Origin of the sequence: Actinomyces bouchesdurhonensis, assembly GCF_963540955.1 — a bacterium.
GTDB classification, from domain to species: domain Bacteria; phylum Actinomycetota; class Actinomycetes; order Actinomycetales; family Actinomycetaceae; genus Pauljensenia; species Pauljensenia bouchesdurhonensis.
Window position 1 is genome coordinate 29,497 of the sequence record NZ_CAUTSL010000004.1, and the last position, 21,624, is coordinate 51,120.

At 62.8% G+C, this 21,624-nt stretch carries 20 protein-coding genes; 4 read left to right on the top strand and 16 right to left on the bottom strand.

Features of this window, described 5'->3' with window-relative positions:
• Positions 1-120: 120 nt before the first annotated feature.
• Together grcA2 and pflA are read left to right on the top strand one after the other, a co-directional pair.
• The gene (gene grcA2 / locus RYL44_RS01325; RefSeq protein ID WP_073983103.1) at positions 121-372 is read left to right on the top strand and encodes an autonomous glycyl radical cofactor GrcA2; all 252 of its coding nucleotides are present in this window, start codon (positions 121-123) and stop codon (positions 370-372) included.
• A 131-nt stretch (positions 373-503) separates the two neighbouring features.
• Positions 504-1,382 carry a pyruvate formate-lyase-activating protein gene (gene pflA, locus RYL44_RS01330; protein WP_314974847.1) on the top strand — a complete coding sequence of 293 codons (879 nt, stop codon included), beginning with the start codon at positions 504-506 and terminating at the stop codon, positions 1,380-1,382.
• A 42-nt stretch (positions 1,383-1,424) separates the two neighbouring features.
• On the opposite strand, the gene RYL44_RS01335 is transcribed toward pflA, so the two are convergent.
• From RYL44_RS01335 to RYL44_RS01400, 14 genes are all read right to left on the bottom strand, one after another.
• A complete protein-coding gene (locus RYL44_RS01335; RefSeq protein WP_314768605.1) occupies positions 1,425-2,057 on the bottom strand; it encodes a peptide deformylase in 633 nt (210 codons plus the stop codon).
• Positions 2,054-2,746, bottom strand: coding sequence for a sugar O-acetyltransferase (locus RYL44_RS01340; protein WP_314768607.1), 693 nt, complete (start codon positions 2,744-2,746; stop codon positions 2,054-2,056). The genes RYL44_RS01335 and RYL44_RS01340 overlap by 4 nt, the downstream gene beginning before the upstream one ends.
• On the bottom strand, positions 2,743-3,519 hold the full coding sequence (locus tag RYL44_RS01345) for a gamma-glutamyl-gamma-aminobutyrate hydrolase family protein (protein WP_314768609.1): 777 nt from the start codon (positions 3,517-3,519) through the stop codon (positions 2,743-2,745). The genes RYL44_RS01340 and RYL44_RS01345 overlap by 4 nt, the downstream gene beginning before the upstream one ends.
• 290 nt (positions 3,520-3,809) lie before the next feature.
• On the bottom strand, positions 3,810-5,141 hold the full coding sequence (locus RYL44_RS01350) for a C1 family peptidase (RefSeq protein WP_073983098.1): 1,332 nt from the start codon (positions 5,139-5,141) through the stop codon (positions 3,810-3,812).
• A gap of 168 nt (positions 5,142-5,309) precedes the next feature.
• The gene (locus RYL44_RS01355) at positions 5,310-6,098 is read right to left on the bottom strand and encodes a 16S rRNA (uracil(1498)-N(3))-methyltransferase (RefSeq protein WP_314974848.1); all 789 of its coding nucleotides are present in this window, start codon (positions 6,096-6,098) and stop codon (positions 5,310-5,312) included.
• 6 nt (positions 6,099-6,104) lie between these two features.
• Positions 6,105-7,223 (bottom strand): molecular chaperone DnaJ, encoded by a 1,119-nt coding sequence (gene dnaJ / locus RYL44_RS01360; protein WP_314974849.1) that lies wholly within the window; start codon positions 7,221-7,223, stop codon positions 6,105-6,107.
• 61 nt (positions 7,224-7,284) lie between these two features.
• Positions 7,285-8,328 carry a heat-inducible transcriptional repressor HrcA gene (hrcA, locus tag RYL44_RS01365; RefSeq protein WP_276739322.1) on the bottom strand — a complete coding sequence of 348 codons (1,044 nt, stop codon included), beginning with the start codon at positions 8,326-8,328 and terminating at the stop codon, positions 7,285-7,287.
• Positions 8,329-8,452: 124 nt separating this feature from the next.
• Complete coding sequence (locus RYL44_RS01370; RefSeq protein WP_234968735.1) at positions 8,453-9,247, bottom strand: DUF3097 family protein; 795 nt, start codon at positions 9,245-9,247, stop codon at positions 8,453-8,455.
• A 133-nt stretch (positions 9,248-9,380) separates the two neighbouring features.
• Positions 9,381-10,235: a hypothetical protein gene (locus tag RYL44_RS01375; protein ID WP_276739319.1), complete on the bottom strand. Its 855-nt coding sequence runs from the start codon at positions 10,233-10,235 to the stop codon at positions 9,381-9,383.
• A complete protein-coding gene (locus RYL44_RS01380; protein ID WP_276739317.1) occupies positions 10,228-10,917 on the bottom strand; it encodes a SatD family protein in 690 nt (229 codons plus the stop codon). The genes RYL44_RS01375 and RYL44_RS01380 overlap by 8 nt, the downstream gene beginning before the upstream one ends.
• Positions 10,918-11,216: 299 nt before the next feature.
• The gene (gene hemW / locus RYL44_RS01385; protein WP_314974850.1) at positions 11,217-12,527 is read right to left on the bottom strand and encodes a radical SAM family heme chaperone HemW; all 1,311 of its coding nucleotides are present in this window, start codon (positions 12,525-12,527) and stop codon (positions 11,217-11,219) included.
• Between the two features lie 9 nt (positions 12,528-12,536).
• Positions 12,537-13,352 carry a tRNA (guanosine(46)-N7)-methyltransferase TrmB gene (trmB, locus tag RYL44_RS01390; RefSeq protein WP_314974870.1) on the bottom strand — a complete coding sequence of 272 codons (816 nt, stop codon included), beginning with the start codon at positions 13,350-13,352 and terminating at the stop codon, positions 12,537-12,539.
• Between the two features lie 8 nt (positions 13,353-13,360).
• Positions 13,361-15,217 carry a translation elongation factor 4 gene (gene lepA, locus RYL44_RS01395; protein WP_276739312.1) on the bottom strand — a complete coding sequence of 619 codons (1,857 nt, stop codon included), beginning with the start codon at positions 15,215-15,217 and terminating at the stop codon, positions 13,361-13,363.
• A gap of 113 nt (positions 15,218-15,330) precedes the next feature.
• Entirely contained in the window at positions 15,331-16,317 is a 987-nt protein-coding gene (locus RYL44_RS01400; RefSeq protein WP_390883762.1) for a hypothetical protein, read from the bottom strand.
• 186 nt (positions 16,318-16,503) lie between these two features.
• Between RYL44_RS01400 and RYL44_RS01405 the strand changes: the two genes are divergently transcribed.
• Both RYL44_RS01405 and rpsT read left to right on the top strand, forming a co-directional pair.
• A complete protein-coding gene (locus tag RYL44_RS01405) occupies positions 16,504-17,139 on the top strand; it encodes a type II toxin-antitoxin system PemK/MazF family toxin (RefSeq protein WP_314803639.1) in 636 nt (211 codons plus the stop codon).
• Between the two features lie 260 nt (positions 17,140-17,399).
• Entirely contained in the window at positions 17,400-17,666 is a 267-nt protein-coding gene (gene rpsT, locus RYL44_RS01410; protein WP_009648032.1) for a 30S ribosomal protein S20, read from the top strand.
• A gap of 233 nt (positions 17,667-17,899) precedes the next feature.
• Here rpsT and RYL44_RS01415 read toward each other — a convergent pair whose 3' ends face one another.
• The gene (locus RYL44_RS01415) at positions 17,900-19,831 is read right to left on the bottom strand and encodes an ABC transporter ATP-binding protein (protein ID WP_314974852.1); all 1,932 of its coding nucleotides are present in this window, start codon (positions 19,829-19,831) and stop codon (positions 17,900-17,902) included.
• Position 19,832: 1 nt separating this feature from the next.
• Positions 19,833-21,581: an ABC transporter ATP-binding protein gene (locus RYL44_RS01420; RefSeq protein WP_314974853.1), complete on the bottom strand. Its 1,749-nt coding sequence runs from the start codon at positions 21,579-21,581 to the stop codon at positions 19,833-19,835.
• Positions 21,582-21,624: the final 43 nt, after the last annotated feature.

Consider the following 21,624-nt stretch of genomic DNA (forward strand, 5'->3'; position numbering starts at 1 on the left):
TCATCGGCGGGGATCAGCCGACACCCTCGTTGATCCCCGCCACCCCACCCGTGGGTAACGTCGCGATCCGGCGTTACCCGAGCCGGAAGCCCCGGTATCACACAATTAAGGAGAAATGTTATGGCAACCAAGACCTACGAGGAGCGCCTCGCTGACATGAAGGCCGCCCGCGAGGAGCGCGGCGAGAAGGATGGCCTCTATCACGCGAACATCAACGTTCTTGAGGAGTCCACACTGAAGGATGCCATGGAGCATCCGGAGAAGTACCCGAACCTGACCGTTCGTGTTTCCGGCTACGCCGTCAATTTCGTTAAGCTCACCCGTGAGCAGCAGCTGGACGTCCTGTCCCGCACTTTCCACCACTCGGCCTGATCGGTGCGACGCGGTGGGGCGCTGGGCGCACGCCCAGCGCCCCACCGCTATACCCGCGGGTGCCCGCGTTCCTCCGGCGCTTTCCCCCGATCAAGCATTCGCAGAGCCCACACGACATCGAAGAAGATAACATGACGCAGTCTCTTGCCATCCCCACGTTCCGTGAACAGGACTTCCAAGCCCCCCAGTCCCGTACTGTCGGAGCCGGCGTCGAAGGTTTGGAAGAGATCACGGACCTGGAGCGGTCTGAACGCCTGAGGCGCATGCGTGAGGGAACGCTCGGCTCAATTCATTCCTGGGAGCTTGTCACCGCTGTCGACGGTCCCGGGACGCGTATGACGGTCTTCCTCAACGGCTGCCCACTGCGCTGCCTGTACTGTCATAATCCCGACACTTTCCTCATGAAGGACGGAGCGCCCGTATCGGACACAGAACTGCTGTCCCGGATTGCGCGCTACCGGCGTATTTTCCGCACAACGAAGGGCGGAATCACTCTGTCCGGTGGCGAAGTCCTTATGCAGCCTCATTTCGCTAAGCGGATCTTGCTCGGCGCCAAAGAGATGGGCGTCCACACGTGCATCGACACCTCCGGCTACTTGGGCGCGAACTGCGACGACGAGATGCTTGATGCAACTGACCTGGTGCTGTTAGATGTCAAGAGCGGCGATGAACAGACCTACAAGAAGACGACTGGGCGTGACCTTGCCCCCACAATTGCCTTTGGCGATCGTATTGCTGCGCGCGGCGGCGCGACGCGTATGTGGATTCGTTTCGTCCTGGTCCCGGGTCTGACCGACGACCCTGAGAACATTCGCAAGGTTGGCAACATTGTGACGCGTTGGAAGGAGGTCATCGACCGCATTGAGGTTCTTCCCTTCCACCAGCTGGGCAAAGACAAGTGGCATTCGCTGGGTCTGAACTATCAGCTTGAGGATGTGAAGGCGCCTACACCGGAAGCGACAGAGAACGTTCGCGAGTACTTCCGCTCACTGGGTTTCGAAGTCCACTGAGGGTCGACGCACGTAGAGGGTTTCCAGCGGGGTGGCTTAGGTTCACTCCCCTGGGGTCCACGTGCATCCGGGGCGCCCCCAGCCTTTATCCGCTTCAGCCTGACGGGCGATCTGCGTGTAGGGGTCTTCGAGCCGGTCAACGTAGAGTGTTCCCTGGAGGTGGTCGTATTCGTGCTGGAAGATACGCGCGAGCCATCCGCGCGCGGCCACGGTGATTGGTGTCCCTGTGGTGTCGTAGCCGCGAAGGACGGCACCGAGTGCTCGGCGCAGCGGGTACTGGAGTCCGGGAACGGACAGGCATCCTTCGGATTCACACGCGATGTCGAGATCGGTGGGCAGGATCGCACGCGCTCCTGAATCGTCCCAGATGAGGTCGAGAATCGGGTTGACGACGACTCCGCTCATCGCGTTGTTGAAGCCGAGAGCCGAGGCACGTTCGAGTTGGAGAATGTGCTGGTAGCGCCGGTCAAACGCACCGCCTCCCCGATAGGACCAGACGAAAACTTGTCGTCCTACGCCGATTTGCGGCGCTGCGAGGCCGACGCCGGGGGCTGCGTGCATTGTGTCGATCATGTCGGTGACCAGATCGGAGAGGGAGGAGTCGAAGCGTTCGACGGGTTCGGCGGCTCTGTGCAGGACGGATTGGCCCGTGATGTAGATCGGGAGGATACTCATGTCCGTTTCCTGGTCATTCGTTTCGGCACTGCGTACTCGTTGATGACACCGACGCTCACTGCTTCAATGGGGCGCGGCGCGCGCGGGTCCAGTGCTTTGATGACGCGGGCAGGGTTGCCGACGGCGATGGAGTTGGCCGGGATGGAACGCGTAACGACGGCACCGGCCCCGATTATTGAATTTTCGCCGATGGTCACGCCCGGACACACGGTGACCGAGCCACCCAGCCAGACGTTGTCTTCCAGAGTGATGGGTTCGCAGGATTCCCACTTGGCGCGACGAGGCCCGGGCTCGGTCGGGTGGACCGCGGTGTAGAGCGAGCAGTTGGGGCCGATAAGGACATCAGCACCGATGGCAATGGGAGCGACGTCGAGGGCGGTGAGACCGTAGTTGACCCAGGAACCGTCGCCGATTGCGATGTTGTACCCGTAGTCGACCCACAGGGGTGGGCGAATCTCGACGTCCTGCCCTACCTCGCCGAGAACTTGGGCGAGGAGGTAACGGGCGATGTCCGGATCGGTGGGATGCGCCTGCTCGTAGAGCGAGAGGAGTCGCACGGCGCGCTTCGTGTGGGCTGACAGTTCATCGTCGGCGACGTAGTAATCCCCATCTGTCATGCGTTGGGAGGGTGTGCGCGCGTCAGCGCGAAAACGGGCATCATCAAAGTTCGTACCCGGTGAGGTGCTCATGCGACCAGGGTAGTCGATGCCTTCGCGAGTCGGGGTACACGGCGCGCATCCATGTGTCGGAGTAGGACTAGCAGCTGGGCGATGTCGTCAGCGGGATCCTCGGGGTGCCACTGGACGCCGATGATGGGAGCGTCGGGGGATTCGATGGCTTCGACCGTGCCATCGGGGGCGTAGGCGCTGACGCGCAGGGTGTCTCCGAGACGGTCCACGCGCTGATGGTGGGCCGAGGAAATGGTCAGCTGAGAGTCGCGCAGGACGGGCGACAGGACCCGCTGAAGGTGGCTTTCAGCTTCCACACGCACGTTGTGGCGGACAAAAAGGTGGTCGGTGAGGATGGAGGGATTCGTGTGGGTGCCGTCCGCGATGTCCTGCTCGAGGGTGCCGCCGAATGCGGTGTTGATGAGTTGCATGCCGCGGCAGATACCCAGTAGTGGGGTGCCGGTCGAAGCCGCATAGTCGACGAGGGCGAGCTGACCGAGGTCAGCACGATACCAGTGGTGTCCCTCACGGTTGTACCCCTGGGAAGCACCATAGTGGGCGGGGTGGACGTCTTCGCCGCCCATGATGATGATCGCGTCTGCGCTGCGTGCTCGCAGAGGTGCCCCCTCAGCACCGTCTTCTTGCGCGTATTCGCGAATGACATTCCAGGTGGGCAGGGCGGCTTGAAGCAGACGATCCCACAGGCGCATGCAAATGTTGTTGTATGCCTCGTCCCCCGGGCGTGCCGGAAGGACGTTGGAAATCAACAACGTCGGCTTCGTGTGGTTCGTCATGGTTCCTATCATGGCAGGCCGGACTCGCGTCTGCGCGCAGCGTTCACGGGGTGACCTATTGTGACAGTGGGGTCTGCGCGCAGGATCCTTCTTGTCCCGTTACTTCGGCTCTGTCAGTGTTGCGCGACGGTTCGGTGCGCTCGGGCACACATCGCTTCCTTCTGCTCGTCTGGAAGCCACGCGATGTCGATGATCTCCTTGCGGATGTGGGACGAGTGTCGCAGAACAATTGTCCCACGTCACTCGTCCCACACAAAGGGATTCGCTGACCTGTGTCAGGCGCGACTCATTCAGGCAAGTGCGCCCATCGGATCCCACGCTGGCAGGTGCGTCGGTTCTTCGGAGATAACGGCGCGCAGCTCGGCGGGCAGGTCATCCACGTGCACTGCTACCTCAAAGACGTTTGCGTCGAACCAGGGGGCATCCATCGTGAAGAATCCTTTGTCGCCAGGCTCCTCGCTCCACGAGTTTTCCACACGGAAGCGGCGTCCCTCCCCTGCCTCGTTTACGTCGACGCCCGTGAAAAGCATCGCGTGGTTCATCGCTGATTCGCCGGTGTCCACGCGCTGCTCTTTCGAGGTGGAAAAGTCTACGCCGAAAAGGTTATCGAAGTCGTAGAGGCCGTCAACAAACAGGCCGGAGGCGCGATCAGAGTTCGGGTGGCAGTCGGCGCCGAACCAGACGGCGCGGCCCGATGTCAGGACCGAGGTAGTGATCGCACGGATCTGCCTAATGGGGGCGTTCACGTAGAGGATCGGGCGTCCGCCGACAACGTTGCCCATGTAGTCAACGGTCAGTGTGTGGCCCTTGGGGTGGCAGGTGCGCGGATCGTCGACGAGGCACACGTACTGTGTCAGGTCCACATCCACATAGCGTTCATAGAACTCGCGGGGGGTGAGGATGCCGTCACGGTGGAACTCGCCTGCATCGTCACGCCACTCCCACTCGAAGGAAGCAGGAGGCTCACCCAGGCAGATGACGAGGATGCGCCACACGTCGGCCAAGGCCGCGTCCTTGACTTCGTTAATTTCTTCCTCACAGGCGCCTTCGGCGACGAGTGCACGCAGTTCCAGGGCGGTGCGGCGCAGGAGAACCTTCAGACGAGCGTTCATGGGAGCCGTGTGACCCGAAGACTCGGTTTCGGGCATCGCCATCTTGGGGACGAGTCCATGCTTGAGGTAGAGGGATACCGCCATGTCCCACTGTCCACCGTCGGAGAGCACGTCACCGAGGAGGAACTGTAGAAGGCGGCCATCGAGTTTCTCTGTCGTCGCGGTGGAGATGACAGAGGTGAGAAAAAAGTTGGCGCGTTCAAATTTGTCCCAGAAGAGCACGTAGTTCTGCGAGAACTCAAAGTTTTTCAGGCCCAGGTGGGTGCGGGTAGTTGAACGCAGGAGGTTAAGGGAGGAAAAGAGCCAGCAGCGACCGGACTTCTTCTGGGAGGTGACCGTCCAGTCGTCCACCTTGTGTGAGACGACGGTGGGCGTGCCCACGACCTTGTCGCGGTCGACAGCTACTGATTCAACCCCGGCGTGGGCGACGGCGTTACGGGCGACCGTGCGGGCAGTGTCCGAGTATGCGTGGAGGCGATCGATCAGCTCGTCGGTGATCTCGTGGGCCATAAGTGACGGCTTCCTTTCAATCGAGAGTCATTCTCTATAAGAATACTCCGAACCCTGGGACACGGACGACCCATCCCTGACTAGAGCGCCGCCATGAGACAAAGAACAGGAGCCGAAACGTACCGATGGCGCGTCGCGGCGCGACGTATTTCTGCGCACCATACGGGACTAGTAGGCTCCAGCTGCTGCGCGTATCAGCGTCAGCGCGACCGCGCCAGCCGTCGAAGAGCGCAGCACGTTGGCCCCCAGCCCGATCGTACGAGCACCGGCCGCAACCAGCAACGCCGTCTCCTCCGGACCGATCCCACCTTCGGGACCCACGATCAGAGCAATGCGCGCAGGCAGAACCCCATTCGCGCACGAGTCCTGAACCTGCGCGAGCACTGCCCCAAGCGAGACAGTGGCCTCCTCGTGACATACGAAAGCCACCCCGGCCTCGCGCGTGAGGGAGGCAACCCACGACGCTAGTTCACGACTGTCCATGACCGCCTCAATGGTCGGCACGAAGGCACGACGCGACTGCTTCGCGGCGGCTCGAGCGACGCCCTCCCACTTAGACCGACCCTTGTGCGCCTTCGCCCCCTTCCACCGGACGATCGCGCGCTGGGAAGCCCACGGAATCACGCGGTCGATGCCGATCTCCGTACAGATCTCCACGGCATCCTCATCTCGCCCGCCCTTGGCAAGGGCCTGGACCAGCACCAACTCGGGGTCAGGCGCACTCTCCCGCACAATCTCACGCACGAGGAGAGACAACGACGACTTATCGGACTCACTGACCTCACACCTCAAGCGCAGACCAGCCCCGTCCACGACATCCACCCATTCTCCCGCACCGATACGGCGCACGGAGGCGGCGTGGCGCCCCTCCGCGCCGGACAGCGTCGCACTATCCCCGACAGTGAGGCGAGCGGGCTCGGGAGTCAAATCCTCACTGAGGAAAACAGGCAGCGTCATGGCCAATCAGCCCATGAACGTGTCGCGTAGCTTATCGAAGAATGTCGCCTGCTGACGATGCGGCTCGACACGGACTTCACCGCGCGCCTTCGCCAGCTGTTCGAGCAGGACCCGCGAGGTCTCATCCAGCTTCTTGGGGATCTCCACGTCCACGTGCACGTGCATCGCGCCGCGCCCCGAACGCTGCAAGTGGCCGACACCGAGTCCCTCCAAGACAATGTCGTCGTTGGGCTGCGTGCCCGCGTTGATCGTGACAGTCTTCTTCCCATCCATGGTTTCCAACTCGAACTCGGTTCCCAGCGCCGCCGTCGTCATCGGGATCGTGATCCACGTGTGCAGGTCGTCGCCACGACGATCGAAGACAGGATGCTTCTTCTCGTGAATCATCAGGTACAGATCACCATTCGGGCCGCCACCCATACCGATCTCAGCCTCGCCGCTGACGCGAATCTGAGTACCCTCGCTGGCACCTGCCGGAATATTAATGTTGAGGGTGCGGCGGGTTGCAATGCGACCCGCGCCGTTGCACTCAGTGCAGGGCTGAGCGATCGTGGAGCCGTAACCCTGACATGTGGGACAGGGCGCCTGCGTCTGCATGCGACCAAACAGCGAGTTCTGAACCTGCATCACAAAACCGGAGCCCTGACAGGTCGCACACCGCTCGGGTGATGTACCCGGCTGACACATTGCGCCATGGCAGGTGTCACACAGGACGTGCGTCTTGAAGGACACCTCTTTCGCGGCACCGAAGGTGGCATCTTCGAGCGTAATGTCAACGGTCACCTGCTGGTCCTTACCGCGACGTACGCGCGAGGCAGGACCCTGCGCGGAAGCTCCGAAGCCGCCGCTGAACATGGCCTCGAAAATATCGGAGAAGCCGGTGAAGGGTGCGCCCGCGCCAGCTCCTCCGCCGCGCAGCGCGTCCGGGCCACCGATGTCGTACATCTGACGCTTCTCCGGGTCGGACAGGGTCTCGTAGGCAACCGAGAGTTCTTTGAAGGCCTCTTCCGAGTCGGCCCCCGCATAATCGGGGTGAAGCTTACGCGCACGCTTGCGGTATGCCTTCTTGATCTCTTCCTGGCTCGCATCGCGGGCGACGCCGAGGACCTCGTAATAGTCTCTCACGCTTGCTCTTCCTTCCCGTGGGGGGCAATCGTCATGATTTGGTAGGCGGTCGTATACATGGTCACTGATCGGTGTCCTGCGCCAGATACCTGGACAGGTAGGCGGCGACGGCACGGACGGAACTCATAGTGTGCGCATAGTCCATCCGCATGGGTCCTACGATGCCAAGGTGTGCCGAACCGCCGCTGTTATCAGCTCCAGCGCGGTAGGTGCCCGTGACGACCGCGGCCTCGGCCAGGGCGTCGTGCGGATTTTCCGTACCGATGCTCACGTGCAGGTCCTCGCCTGGATCCGCCTCAGAGAAGAGCCGCATGAGGACGACCTGCTCTTCGAGCGCGTCAAGGACGGGGGCAATGTCACGAAAGTCCAGTGCCCCACGTGCTAGATTAGCCGCGCCGGCGACAACAATCTTTGCATCTCCGGTCCCACGAAGGACCTCGGTAAGCGCGGCGCCGACCGCGGTGATGGCCGCCGCGAGTTCCGGTCGACACGAGGCGGTGGCGGCGTCCACACAGGAGCGCGCGGTCTGTGAGGTAGCGGTGTCGCAGTGGGCGCGCATGTGGTCACGCACGGCGACGAGCTGAGCGTCGTCGAGGGGGGTATCAAGGGTGAGGGTGCGCTCCCCTACTTCCCCATCAGTCGTGATGACGACGGTGAGAATGCGACCGGGGGCGATCCCGAGGACCTCAAGATGCTTCAGTGTTCGCACGCGCGATCCCGGGTACTGGACGAGGGCTACTTGGTGAGTAACCTGCGCGAGAAGACGGACGGAACGCTCCACAACGTCGTCGATGTCAACGGATTCGGAGAGGAAGGCTTCTAATGCCTGGCGTTCCGGGGCGCTCATGGGCTTGAGTCGGGCGAGCCGGTCAACGAAGACGCGGTAGCCCCTGTCGGTGGGGACTCGTCCGGCGGAGGTATGGGGCTGGTAGATGAGACCAGCTTCCTCCAAGACAGCCATGTCGTTACGAATCGTCGCAGAAGAGACGCCCAGACCCCCGGTCGCAATGGCCTTCGATCCGACGGGTTCGCGGGTGGCGACGTATTGGGTGACGATGGCGCGAAGGACGTCAAGCCTGCGGCTCTGCGCGCTGTTGCGTGCCATGTCACTCCCTCCGTCTGGCACTCCCTACTTCTGAGTGCCAATGCTACTCCCCGCCTGTGAACGGCGGCGAGCCGGACAGTGCACTGGGCGTGCGCTCATTGCGAACCTCACGCACGTCCGCACATCACTGCGCCCAGGGCACCGTCACGAAATCGATAAGTTCTTCGACGCGCCCTAGCAGGGCGGGTTCCAGGTCGCGATAGGTGCGCACAGTGCCGAGGATGCGCTTCCACCCCATCGCAATGTCTCGTTGGTCCGCGTTGGGCCATCCAAGCGCGCCGAGAGTGCCATGTTTGATGTCGGTACCACGGGGAATATCCGGCCAGGCGGCAAGGCCGACCCGCTCGGGCTTAACGGCCTGCCAGATGTCAACGAAGGGGTGCCCCACGACCAGAACAGAGCCAGGCCATCGCTTGGAGACTGCGTCGGCGATGCGCGATTCTTTCGAACCGGGCACCATGTGGTCGACGAGCACGCCCGCTCGGGCGGTGTCGGTGGGCCCGAAGATCTCAAGGACGTCCTCGAGGTTATCCACGCCCTCGAGCAGCTGGACGGCGATGCCGGCCGCGGCCAGGTCCTCGCCCCACACGTGCTGGACGAGCTCGGCGTCGTGGCGCCCCTCCACCCAGATTCGCGAGCGCTTGGCGACCGTGGGGGCGCTGGAGGCTGGCGCGAAGGACCCCGAGTTGGTGATTCGGCGCCCCGCGGCGCTCCGCTGCACCCCGGGCGAGGCCTGGGCGGGCTTGGGCTTGGGAGGAAGGGCCTCGATGGGGCGGCCGTCGAGCCAGAAGCCGGGGCCGAGGGGGAAGGAGCGACGCACCCCGCGCCGATCTTCGAGCTCGACCAGGTAGACGCCGCCGGACTTTTCGACGCGCGTGACCGCGCCGACCCAGCCCGATCCCACGTCTTCGAGGACCATGCCGATCTCGACGTGAACGGCCACCGATCGGGGGCGACGCGCCCCCGGGCCGTCCCGGTGCGGGTCATAGACAAAAATATTGTTCCCGTAGGGATCTGGTGCACTCACCCGGCATACTCTAACGGGGGTGAGCTCAGGAGTTGAGATTGACGCGAATGAATATCGCCACGAGCGCGGCAAGAATCCATGAGGAGACCGATCCGATGAGGAACTCCTCAGCTTTTTCGCCTGACGCATCCTGAGAGATTTCGGGGAATCGAATGACTCCCTTGGCGGCAACGACGGCACCAATCGCCACATCGGCCCCAGCTCCGGCCAAGATGATAATAAGAAGCCGTTCGAGGGGACCGATCCAGCGTCCACCACGCAGGGAAGGTCCCGTGTTGATCGCGCCAGCACTCACCTCGGAAACGGTCGGCAGGGCACCCAGAGCCTCCGGATCCACACCACCGCGCGCCTCACTCTTTTCTTCCGCGTGATCCTGCGACGAGGGCTCGTCTTGGGGGGTTCGGGAAACAGATGGCATCGAGGGCAGAACGGGGGCGTTAATCCACCCGGGCACGGGGTCGTTTGCACGTCCGCGGGCGCACAACAGAACAGCCGAGATCAGGTGGTTGACCGGTCCCGTCACTAGGAACACAACGGCAATAATGAGATCGATCGCTCGTCCGCTCTGCAGTGACAGGGAGGGCACGGCATCAACATTGGCACTCGTCAGGGCAACAAAGCCGAGCGCAGCCAACGCCCACCTCGCCAAAACACTGCGCGCTGAGCCGTCTGCCAGATCCCAGCCGAACCACACGAAGGCGAACACAGTTCCAAGGACGTTTGCTAGGACGCTGACACCGAGAACGAGCCACGAATAGAAGATGACCGCGATCATCAGCGTCAGGAAAAGGATCAGGCGACGCGACCACCGTCGCGGGTCGGACGTCAGCAAAACAGTGAGCTCCGAGGCTGCAATGCCCAGGAGGAGAGTTTCATGCACGGGCGGCCTCCGCAATGAGGAGAGAGGACTGGATGAGACCTGCCCCCGTGCCCCGAGCGAAGTCAGAAATAGCCTGCTGGGAGAGTTTTTCGACGCGAGCAATCTCCACCTGCGTCTTACCCAGCAGCAGCGAAGCAGTGATGCGGCGGTGGCGCGCCGAAAGCTTCAAAATCGCATGATCGCGCAAGCTCAGCAGGGCGTTGACAGCAGTCTGGCAGGTCGCAGAAATGTACGGCTCGACGGAGGCGTGAGCAACGAACCACGTGCGAATGAACGGGTTGGAAGAGTCCTGGACGTCATGAGCACGGTTGATTGCGGCGCGCGCCGCCCACCACGCCGAACCGTCCTGGAGGGAGGCTCCCTCACTAAGGCGGGGACGTGCGGGCGCCTGTCGGTGCACGCCGGAAGCGAACTCTTCAATGCGCCCCACACCGATGCCGAAGCGTAGTTGAAGCTGGGGAGGGAGAAGGAGCTGAGCGCGCAGCGTCAAGAGCAACGCATCTTCGAGAGAGTACGCGACAGCCTGGAACTCGTCGCCAACAGTGGCGTAGGGTGTCTCCAGGAGGGCGAGTCCCTCGGCAGCCCGCTCAAGGACAGCCTCAAAGATTTTCTGGGCCTCTGCACGATTGGTCAACGTACGAGAACCCACGATGTCAGCAATGACCGCGTATCGCAGAGTCACAGTTCCACACTTTTCCTTGTATCAGACCCCCTACAAGCCCCTTCGCGGAGAAGGCCTGCAGACAGCACGGCTTCACATGGCACCTCTAGGCAAACATACTTCAACCAGGATGTCAACATTATTGTCACGTAATCGCAGCTTGTCACACAAGGGAAGGATCACAACTGTCAAATGGCCGGTATAGATTGACATACATCCCCTTGTATCGCGGTATATACAAGCTTATTCACGATTTGTCTGAACACTTGCGAATGTTTACCACACAATGGATATTACGTGCCGCAGACCAGCCGACGACCTCAATAACCCATCAATTCACGCGTCACATAGTCGGCCAGAAGCCGACCGCGCAGGGTCAACACGGCGCGTCCATCAAGGGCTGCCACACCGTCAATGAACCCATCCGAAATGAGCGAAGCAACACGCCCACTCAAAGATTGACAAACAGACAAACCCGAGACGATGCCATCCCGCATCGCCATTGCGGGCACTCCGTCAAGCTCCACGCCCTCAGCGGTACGAAGCCCCAGCATGACGCGTTCAAGCTCACGCTCCTCCTCGCCCAAAATCTCCCCCGCGGCAGCCGGCGAGACGCCCGCGCGCAGGCGCCCTGCGTAAGCACCCGGATTCTTCACGTTCCACCAGCGCATCCGCCCCACGTGCGAGTGCGCGCCCGGGCCGAAGCCCCACCAATCCCAGTCACGCCAGTACGCGAGGTTATGGCGCGACGCGTGCTCAAACGTCGTCGAGGCGCGCCCGGAGGCGCGATCCGACGCGCTCGCGCGGGCAAAATTCGAGATCTCGTACCAGGCGTACCCCGCCTCACCCAGGAGCTCATCGACGAGCTCGTACTTCGCCGCCTCATCGTCGGGGTCCGGCGTCGGCAGCTCGCCCCGAGCAACCTGCGCGCCCATCTTGGTCCCCTCCTCCACGACCAGCGCGTAGGCGCTGATGTGATCGGGGTCGTAGGACAGAGCCGCGCGCACCGAGGTCTCCCAATCCGCAAGGCTCTCCCCCGGCGTCCCGTAAATGAGGTCAACGGACGTGCTCAGCCCCGCCTCCTTCGCCCACTCAACAACGAGAGGCACCCGCTTCGGCGTGTGCGTACGGTCCAGGATTGTCAAAATACGCGGAACAGCCGACTGCATGCCGAAAGACACTCGAGTGAAGCCAGAGTCAGCAAAGGCACGCAAGTCCTCACGCGTCACCGTGTCAGGGTTGGCCTCGAGTGTCACCTCGGCACCCCCCGCAATACCGATACGCTCACGCAGGCCATCCAAGATAGCGATCAACTCACCCGCGTCGAGCATCGTCGGCGTTCCGCCACCAAAAAACACTGTCTGTGCCAGCCGCCCTGACACTCCCGCGTCCGCCAAGACACGGGCGGCCAGATCCGCCTCGGCGAGAACCGAAGGAGCATAGTCACCGATCTGTGCCCCCGGACCAAAACCCACCGTGTACGTGTTGAAGTCACAGTACCCGCAGCGCACACGACAAAAAGGCACGTGCACATAGAGGGACAAAGGACGCGCCCATTGCGCCTCGACGAGGCTGGGGTCCAGCAAGCCGTTCTCCGGCCAGCGCGTTCCGTCGGGTTGGGTGGGACTCATGCGTGCCCGTCAGCCGCGCGGGCGGCGCACGCCGACAATGTCATGGGCATGACGCCCCGCGTCGATACCGCGCGTCTCGAAGTGGGTCACGACGCGCCCGTCGTAGCGCGGCGCGAAACCGCCACGCTCGGGCTGGGGATCCGCCGGGTCCGGGCGCTCCCCCGCGTGCGGGTTCTCGAAAAGCTCACACGCCTCCACGACGTCGCGCATCTGCCACGCATAATCATCCCAGTCGGTTGCCAGACGCCACACTCCCCCGTCCCGCAACAAGCGCGCAACCTCAAGGGCAAAAGAGTCACAGACCAGGCGTCGCTTGCGATGGCGGGCCTTGCGCCACGGATCCGGGAAGAACGTCCACACCTCGTCGAGGCAGGCCTCCCCCAGCATGATCGGCAGCGCCTGGGCGGCGTCCGCCTCAATGACGCGAATGTTACCCACGCCCGCATCAACTGCCTTGGAGATCAGCTTCGCGATGCCCGGAACCCACACCTCGAGGGCCAGGAAGTCGCGCTCCGGATGCGCGGCGGCAGCCGCAACAACCTGCTCGCCCGTGCCTGACCCGATCTCGAGGGTCACGGGGGCGCCGCGCCCGAACAACTCCTCAAAGTCCACGGAAAAATCATCGGCGACCGTCGTATAGCCCACCCCGCGGCGCGGCTCCACCACATAGCGGCGGGAGTGCACCTCCCACGTGCGAGCCAGATTCGCGGGCAGCTCGCGCGTGCGCCGCGTGAAAGACTTCGTGCGGCTCATGAAGACGGTGCCTTCGGGGGCCTCGCCCGGACGACGCTCGCTCCCGGCGTTGCCCGCCACGGCCTCGTCCATATGCCCACTCACTTCTTGCCCGTCGGCACGTCGGAAGTAAGAGCGGCGATGAACGCCTCCTGCGGCACGTCCACGCGACCGATCGACTTCATGCGCTTCTTGCCTTCCTTCTGCTTCTCCAGCAGCTTACGCTTACGGCTGATGTCGCCGCCGTAACACTTGGCCAGCATATCCTTGCGCAGAGCCTTAATGGTCTCGCGGGCGATGACACGCGCGCCGACCGCGGCCTGGACCGGGATCTCAAACTGCTGCCGAGGAATCAGCTCCTTCAACCGCTTCGTCATCCGCTGACCATAGTTGTAGGCACCGTCGCGGTGCACGATCGCGCTGAACGCATCCACACGGTCACCGTTGAGCAAGATGTCGACCTTGACGAGGTCAGCGCTCTGCTCGCCGCTCTCCTGGTAGTCCAAGGAGGCATAGCCGCGCGTACGGGACTTGAGCTGATCGAAGAAGTCGAAGACGATCTCAGCCAGGGGCAGCTGGTAATGCAACTCGACACGATCCTCGCTCAGATAATCCATTCCCCGCATCGACCCACGCCGATCCTGACACAGCTCCATGATCGTGCCCGTAAACTCCGTAGGCGTCAGGATCGTAGCGTTGACAACCGGTTCGCGCACCTCCGCGATCTTGCCCTCAGGAAACTCGCTTGGGTTATCGACGCGAACCAGCGTCCCGTCCTCCGTCACAACGTTGTAGACAACGTTCGGCGCGGTCGCGATCAGATCCAGATTAAACTCGCGCTCGAGTCGCTCTCGGATAATCTCCAGGTGCAGCAAGCCCAGGAATCCACAGCGGAAGCCGAAACCGAGTGCGGCCGAGGATTCCGGCTCGAAGGTCAGGGCAGCATCATTGAGCTGGAGCCGCTCCAGCGCGTCGCGCAGGTCCGGAAAGTCCGAACCATCAACCGGGTAAATACCGGAGAACACCATCGGATTCGGATCACGGTAGCCCGCGAGCGCATCGGTTGCCCCACGCACCTGACTGGTGACGGTGTCACCGACGCGGGATTGACGCACGTCCTTGACGCCCGTGATGAGGTAGCCGACCTCGCCGGCACCGATCCCCTCTTCGGGCTTCGGCTCGGGTGAGATAACACCGAGTTCAAGGAGCTCGTGGGTGGCACCCGTCGACATCATGCGCACACGCTGGCGGGTGGTAAGCACGCCGTCGACGACGCGCACGTACGTGACGACGCCCCGGTAGGTGTCGTAGACGGAATCGAAGATCATGGCGCGCGTCGGCGCATCGGGTTCTCCCGCGGGGGCGGGGACGACCTCGACAATGCGGTCAAGGAGGGCTTCGACGCCCTCACCGGTCTTGCCGGAGACCTTCAGGACTTCGTCTTCGTCGCAGCCAATTAGCTGGGCGACCTCGTGTGCGTACTTCTCGGGTTGCGCGCCCGGGAGGTCGATCTTGTTGAGGACAGGAATGATCGCCAGGTCGTTCTCGAGTGCCAGGTACAAGTTCGCCAAAGTCTGGGCTTCGATCCCCTGGGCGGCGTCGATAAGGAGAACCGCACCCTCGCAGGCTGCCAGGGAGCGGGACACCTCGTAGGTGAAGTCCACGTGCCCGGGAGTATCGATCATGTTGAGCGCGTAAGGGGTGTCCTCGTGCGCCCACGGCATGCGCACCGCCTGACTCTTGATTGTGATGCCACGCTCACGTTCAATGTCCATGCGATCCAGGTATTGGTCGCGCATCTCGCGAGCCTCGACGACACCGGTGAGCTGAAGCATACGGTCCGCAAGCGTCGACTTCCCATGATCGATATGGGCGATGATACAAAAGTTACGAATCTGCGCCTGCGGGGTGCGGGACGGGCGAATCTGTTCCTGCTGCGCGGGCGTGGGGATGGGCACGTGTACCTCCGTGAAGTCGTTAACCTCCTTATCGTCCCATTGGCGAGGCCTTTTGTGCTAGTTATGCGTCCGGGAGGTCGCGCACAGTCTCCCAGACTCACGCTCGTTTTTCCCTACTGGAAGTCTTTCTCCGTGAGACCAGATTCGGCGATCATCGCGATAGCCTCGCTCATGTCCACGTCTGCCCAGTCATCGGGATGATCATCCTTCAGTTTCCGCGCGATGGACATCGCAGTGTCCTCGTCTCCACGCAGGGTGGCCAGGGTCAGCAAAATCGTGCGAATGCGCGCCGTGAGTTCGTCTCGATCTCCAAGGTATCTGCGGCAGTCCTCCGCCAGGACAGTCCACAGTTGTTCCCCCACCGCGCGATCTCCTCCCATCCAGGTGTTACGCGCGATCTCACTGCGCAGACGCAGAACCCGCCAATCGCCATGGTCGACGAAGCGTAGCAAAATGTCCATATTGGTTTCGTACAACCGGATCGCCTCCTCGTACTGACGGTCAGCAGAGAGCACTTCTGCGAGGTTGTCGCGCACAGTCAGCACCGTCATGTCCTCCTCGTCGCACTGGTGTTCCATGTCAGCAAGGAGTTCGCGATACACGCGCGCGGCACGCGCCCACTTGCCGGTGTTCTTCCACGGCATGGCAGAGTTATTTCGAATCGCGAAGGCGATCTGCGGGTCCAGGTTCGGGCAATTTTTAACATCGCACACCAGGGCCGAGAATTTACGGGCCGCCATGTCCGCATTTCCCAGGACGGCAAGCCAGTATGCTTCTGAGTTGCGAAGCATGAGGATGAGAGGATGATCGCGTTCGAGGCGGCTAGCACCCAGCCGGGCGGCATCCGCCGCAACCTTGCGACACTGTTCGTATGCACCGAGGCTGGCATGCCAGTCGACGCAGAGCTTGGCTGCCTCGAGGCGCAGCTCCATCGAAGCAGCGTCGTTACCGAACACATCGCGCGCTTGAGCGAGCGCACGATCGATCCTACCCGAAGCGGCGCACCGCAAGGCTTCCCTGAGCAAGGCGCGGGCCTCCATTTCGGCGTCCGTTGCGCCCAGAGCGCTCGCCTGCCCGAAGGAGTCCAGTGGGATACTCACCCCGTGGATTGATGTGGCCGACATTGTTGTCACCCGTCTTTCAGTCAAAGGTTTATCTACGAACATATCTAGAGTGGTACCGACATATAACCACTGTCACGCGTTGGAAAGAACCCTGTGCATAACTCACCTCTCCGACCACCTGTGGATAACCAGTGTTCGATGCGTCTCACGTATGCTGGTGCCATGAGTTCATTCGTCAACGGAGTTCTGCACGCACTCGTCGGGTTCATTTCGACCATGAACTCCCCAACCAACACCGACTCGACGACAACTCTCCCACAGCCCCGTCCTCACCCGCCCACGCAGCCCTCCGCCCCCACTCCTAAGCCCGCGCAGCGCGCCCACACGCGCACCAGCACGCATCAGGACCCCGCCACGTCGAACAGGCCCCACACCTCCATCCGCGAAGCCAGCATCGCCGACGCTCTCGCCCATGCCTCGTACCAGCCGATCATGGACGGTGACGCCGACCCGGGCGAGGTCGTGTGGACGTGGGTGCCCTACCAGGAGGACACGTCCGTCGGCAAGGACCGCCCCGCCGTCGTCATCGGCGCCCAGGGTGAGGGCGTCTACCTCCTGCAGCTGACCAGCAAGGACCATTCGCGCGACGCAGCCGAGGAGGCCGCCGCCGGACGCTACTGGTTCGACATCGGATCGGGCGCGTGGGATCCGAAGGGCCGCCCCTCCGAGGTACGCCTCGATCGCGCCCTGTGGGTCAAGGCCACCGACGTGCGCCGCGAAGGCTCGATCCTGCCGGAGGTCACGTGGCGACGCATCATTGACGCGCTCGAGGAGCACCGGCGCACCCACGGCGGCTAGCGCACCAGGTCGCCACCGCGCCGGCCGCGACGCGCGCTCACGCCCGGGCGACCGCACCCACGTGACCGACCTTACGAGGCATTGGCGGGCTTCGGGGCATGACGCGGGGCCCGCTGCTGGTATGCTTGGTCGTTGGACTCCCGGCCTGGTCGGGCAGGGGGTCTGGTTAGGACCGTTTGCGGGTGTCCCCACGCCTAAGTCCCGGTCTTGACACAGCCCTCACCGACCCTGTCAGACATACATCAAGGAGAAATCCGACTGTGGCAAACATTAAGTCCCAGAAGAAGCGCATCCTGACCAACGAGAAGCGCCGCGTTCGTAACCAGTCCGTGAAGTCCGAGCTGAAGACCCTGGTCCGTCACACCCGCGAGGCCGTTGAGGCCGGCGACAAGGAGAAGGCTCTCGCTGCACTGCGCGTCGCTTCGCGCAAGCTGGACGTCGCCGTCTCCAAGGGCGTCATCCACAAGAACCAGGCCGCGAACCGCAAGTCCAAGCTTGCTCGTCGCGTCGCCTCGATCGCTGACTGATCGCAGACGCTTTCGTTTGACGCATAGCGGGTCGCCCTTCGGGGCGGCCCGCTGTCGTATATTCATTCCCTACTTCGTCACCTGGCAAATAACCTCACGTTGCGAGCAGCGCCCACCACGCCAGGCGCCCGGAAACACCCCACCCGCACGTGGTAACACACGAGCACACGACGAAGCCCCAGCCTCGTGCAGGACGAGGCCGGGGCTGAGCGGGCGGGCGGACGCCGCCCGTCCTAGTCGAGCTCGAAGGCGCCCGTGTACAGCTGGTAGTACACGCCCTTCTGAGCGATCAGATCGTCGTGGCTGCCGCGCTCGATGATGCGCCCCTGCTCCAGGACCATGATCGCGTCCGAGTTACGCACCGTGGAGAGGCGGTGGGCGATCACGAAGACCGTGCGTCCCTCCATCAGGTTGTCCATGCCCGCCTGCACGAGTGCCTCTGTGCGCGTGTCGATCGAAGAGGTGGCCTCGTCCAGGATCATCGCCGGCGGATCGGCCACGGCCGCGCGGGCGATCGACAGGAGCTGTGCCTGGCCCTGCGACAGGTTCGAGCCGTTGCCCGTCAGCATCGTGTCGTATCCGTCCGGCAGACGCCGGATGAAGGAGTCCGCGTTAGCCAGCTTCGCGGCCTCAATGCACTGCTCGTCCGTGGCGTCCAGGCGGCCGTAGCGGATATTCTCCATGACTGTGCCCGTGAAGAGCTTGACGTCCTGCAGGACGACGCCCAGGGAGCGACGCAGGTCCGACTTGCGGATCTTGTTGATGTTGATGCCGTCGTAGCGGATCTTGCCGTCGGCGATGTCGTAGAAGCGGTTGATCAGGTTCGTGATCGTCGTCTTGCCGGCACCCGTCGCGCCCACGAAAGCGATCTTCTGGCCGGGCTTCGCCCACAGGGAGATGTCGTGCAGGACCTCCTTCTTGCCGTCGTAGGAGAAGTCCACGCCCTCCATGACGAGCTCGCCGCGCAGGCGCGTGTAGGTGACGGTGCCGTCCGCCTGGTGGGGGTGACGCCAGGCCCAGATTCCGGTACGTTCCTCGGTCGGCTCGACCGAGCCGTCGGGCAGCTCGCGGGCCCTCACGAGGGTCACGTAGCCGTGGTCCTCCTCGGGCTCCTGGTCGATGAGGGCGAACACGCGGCCCGCCCCCGCCATGCCGAGCGCGATCATGGGCACCTGCATCGACATCTGTCCGATCGTCTGCGAGAAGTTACGGACCATGCCCAGGAAGGACACGACGATTCCGACCGTGATGACGTCGATGCCGACAAGGTGGATGTTCGGCGTCTGTTCCAGGATCATGATGCCGCCGACGATCGCGACCACGACGTACATGATGTTGCCGATGTTGCCCAGGGCGGGCATCAGGACGTTGCCGTAGATGTTGGCCTTCTGGGAGGAGTCGAAGAGCTTCTGGTTGTACTCGACGAACTCGTTCTTGGCGTCCTGCTCGTGGTTGAAGACCTGGACGACCTTCTGGCCGTCCATCATCTCTTCGATGAAGCCCTCTTCGTCAGCCAGGGCCGCCTGCTGCGCCTTCATGAAGCGCCCCGAGAGGCCACCGAGCTTGCCCGTCAGGAAGGCCATGAGGGCGCCCACGTTGAGGACGACGAGGAAGAGCCACACCGAGTAGTAGAGCATCGTGGCGATGAGCACGACGATGGTCAGGCCCGACTGGATGAGTGTCGGGATCGACTGACCGATCAGCTGGCGGATCGCGTCTGTATCGTTCGTGTAGGTCGACATGATCGCGCCGTGCGGATGCGTGTCGAAGAAACGCAGGGGCAGGCGCTCCATGGAGTCGAACATGTCGTCTCGCATGTGCTTGAGCGTCCCTTGGGTCACGATCGCCATGGCGCGGGTGTAGATGAAGCTACCGATGACGCCGGCGCTGAAGATGACGCCCATGGTGACGACGAGGCGCACGAGCGTTGCGCGCACAGCGTCAAAGCCGCTCTCGAGGCCCGGCGTCACGACATTATCGACGATCTGCTGCATGAAGATCGAGCCGACGGCCGAGGCCACGGCGGACGTAATGATGCACACGACTGTCAGGCTGATACGCACCGGGTAATGGCGGAAGACGTATCGCAGGAGACGACCGAAGGGACGATCGATGCCTTCGAGCTTCTCGCCATCGTCGATCCGGGAGTTGCGCGTGCGCGCCATGTCAGGCCACCTCGCTTTCGCTCGCGGCGTTCTGGGACTCGTAGATCTCGCGGTACTCCCCGCCCGCCGCCATCAGCTCGTCGTGGGTGCCACGTTCCTTGATACGACCGTCGTCGAGCACGATGATCTGGTCGGCGTGGCTCACCGAGGACAGACGCTGGGCGATGATGATGGTCGTCGTGCCCGGGATCTCGGTCTCGAAGGCACTTCGGATCAGCGAATCCGTCCTGGTGTCCACCGCGGAAGTGGAGTCGTCCAGGATGAGGATTTTGGGGTTCTTCAGGAGCGCGCGTGCGATGCACAGGCGCTGCTTCTGGCCGCCGGAGACGTTGGTGCCGCCTCGCGCGATGACGTAGTCGTAGCCGCCGGGCAGCTGCTGGATGAACTCGTCGGCCTGCGCGAGCTTGCACGCGTGCTCAATCTGTTCGTCGGTGGCGTCCGGGTTTCCCCAGCGCATGTTGTCCTTGATGGTGCCGGAGAAGAGGACGTTCTTCTGCAGGACGACGGAGACGGCGTCGCGCAGCGAGCTCAGGTCGTAGTCGCGCACGTCGCGCCCGCCGACCTTCACGGAGCCTTCGGAGACGTCGTAGAGTCGGCAGATCAGCTGGATGAGCGAGGTCTTGGAGGAGCCCGTGCCGCCGACGATACCGAGCGTTTGCCCGGATTCGACGCGTAGGTTGATGTCGGACAGCGCGTTTTCTTCGGCGCTCGCCGAATACTTGAAGGACACGTCCTCGAAGACGACGGAACCATCCGCAACATCGGTCGCGCCGTTCTCAGGTGACGTCAGCGACGGCTCGTGGTTGAGGACCTCTGCGATACGATGCGCGGACTCGGCGGCCATCGTCGTCATGACGAAGATGAAGGCGAGCATCAGCATATGTGTCAGAATCTGGATGCCGTAGGTGATGAGCGCGGTCAGTCCACCCTTCGTCAGCTCGGTCGCTCCCGAGTTGATAATGATCGAGGCGCCCACGTAGTCGACGGCCGTGATCGCGGCGAAGATGAAGAACATCATGACGGGGCTGTTGAGCGCGATGAGCTTCTCGGCGTTCGTGAAGTCCTTGCGCACGTCCTGCGAGGCAGCGCGGAACTTGGTGGTCTCGTAGTCCTCGGTGACGAAGGACTTCACCACGCGAATCGCCGCAACGTTCTCCTGGACGGAGTTGTTCAGGGCATCGTACTTCTTGAAAATACGGCGGAAGATCGGGAAGGCGATGAGCACGATGGCTGCCAGGATGATGGCGAGCACCGGCACCATGCCGAGGAAGATGAGGGCCATCTGCACGTTGATACGCCACGCCATGACGATCGAGAAGACGATCATGAGGGGCACACGCACAGCGATGCGGATGAGCATGCCGAAGGCGTTTTGCACGTTGGTGACGTCCGTGGTCATGCGGGTGACCAGCGAGGACGTGGAGAAGCGGTCGATGTCGGCGAAGGAGAAGTCCTGCACCTTAAAGAAGAGATCCTGGCGCAGGTTCTTCGCCAGGCCCACCGAGGCGGTCGCCGCGAAGCGTGCGGAGAGGATACCGCAGGCAAGCGAGGCGAAGGCCAGCCCGGTCAGGATCAGGCCCAGGCGCATGACGGGACTCAGGGATACGCCGTCGAGTGCATCTACGAGCGAGACCATGGTGAGCGGGATCAGGCACTCGAGGATCACCTCCCCGATGATGAACAGCGGGGTCAGGATCGAGGCGGTCTTAAATTCGCGTAGCCTCCCCACCAGTGTGCGGATGGTTTTCATGTATCTCCTCTTCGTTCCCAACGGGCGTCCGATAGACGAGGCC

What these genes read in the sequence shown, in the direction of transcription:
- grcA2 (WP_073983103.1), top strand. Translation starts at nt 121, where the DNA reads ATGGCAACCAAGACCTACGAGGAGCGCCTCGCTGACATGAAGGCCGCC.
- pflA (WP_314974847.1), top strand. Translation starts at nt 504, where the DNA reads ATGACGCAGTCTCTTGCCATCCCCACGTTCCGTGAACAGGACTTCCAA.
- RYL44_RS01335 (WP_314768605.1), bottom strand. Translation starts at nt 2,057, where the DNA reads ATGAGTATCCTCCCGATCTACATCACGGGCCAATCCGTCCTGCACAGA.
- RYL44_RS01340 (WP_314768607.1), bottom strand. Translation starts at nt 2,746, where the DNA reads ATGAGCACCTCACCGGGTACGAACTTTGATGATGCCCGTTTTCGCGCT.
- RYL44_RS01345 (WP_314768609.1), bottom strand. Translation starts at nt 3,519, where the DNA reads ATGACGAACCACACGAAGCCGACGTTGTTGATTTCCAACGTCCTTCCG.
- RYL44_RS01350 (WP_073983098.1), bottom strand. Translation starts at nt 5,141, where the DNA reads ATGGCCCACGAGATCACCGACGAGCTGATCGATCGCCTCCACGCATAC.
- RYL44_RS01355 (WP_314974848.1), bottom strand. Translation starts at nt 6,098, where the DNA reads ATGACGCTGCCTGTTTTCCTCAGTGAGGATTTGACTCCCGAGCCCGCT.
- hrcA (WP_276739322.1), bottom strand. Translation starts at nt 8,328, where the DNA reads ATGGCACGCAACAGCGCGCAGAGCCGCAGGCTTGACGTCCTTCGCGCC.
- RYL44_RS01370 (WP_234968735.1), bottom strand. Translation starts at nt 9,247, where the DNA reads ATGGTCCTCGAAGACGTGGGATCGGGCTGGGTCGGCGCGGTCACGCGC.
- hemW (WP_314974850.1), bottom strand. Translation starts at nt 12,527, where the DNA reads ATGAGTCCCACCCAACCCGACGGAACGCGCTGGCCGGAGAACGGCTTG.
- trmB (WP_314974870.1), bottom strand. Translation starts at nt 13,352, where the DNA reads ATGGACGAGGCCGTGGCGGGCAACGCCGGGAGCGAGCGTCGTCCGGGC.
- RYL44_RS01405 (WP_314803639.1), top strand. Translation starts at nt 16,504, where the DNA reads ATGAGTTCATTCGTCAACGGAGTTCTGCACGCACTCGTCGGGTTCATT.
- RYL44_RS01415 (WP_314974852.1), bottom strand. Translation starts at nt 19,831, where the DNA reads ATGGCGCGCACGCGCAACTCCCGGATCGACGATGGCGAGAAGCTCGAA.
- RYL44_RS01420 (WP_314974853.1), bottom strand. Translation starts at nt 21,581, where the DNA reads ATGAAAACCATCCGCACACTGGTGGGGAGGCTACGCGAATTTAAGACC.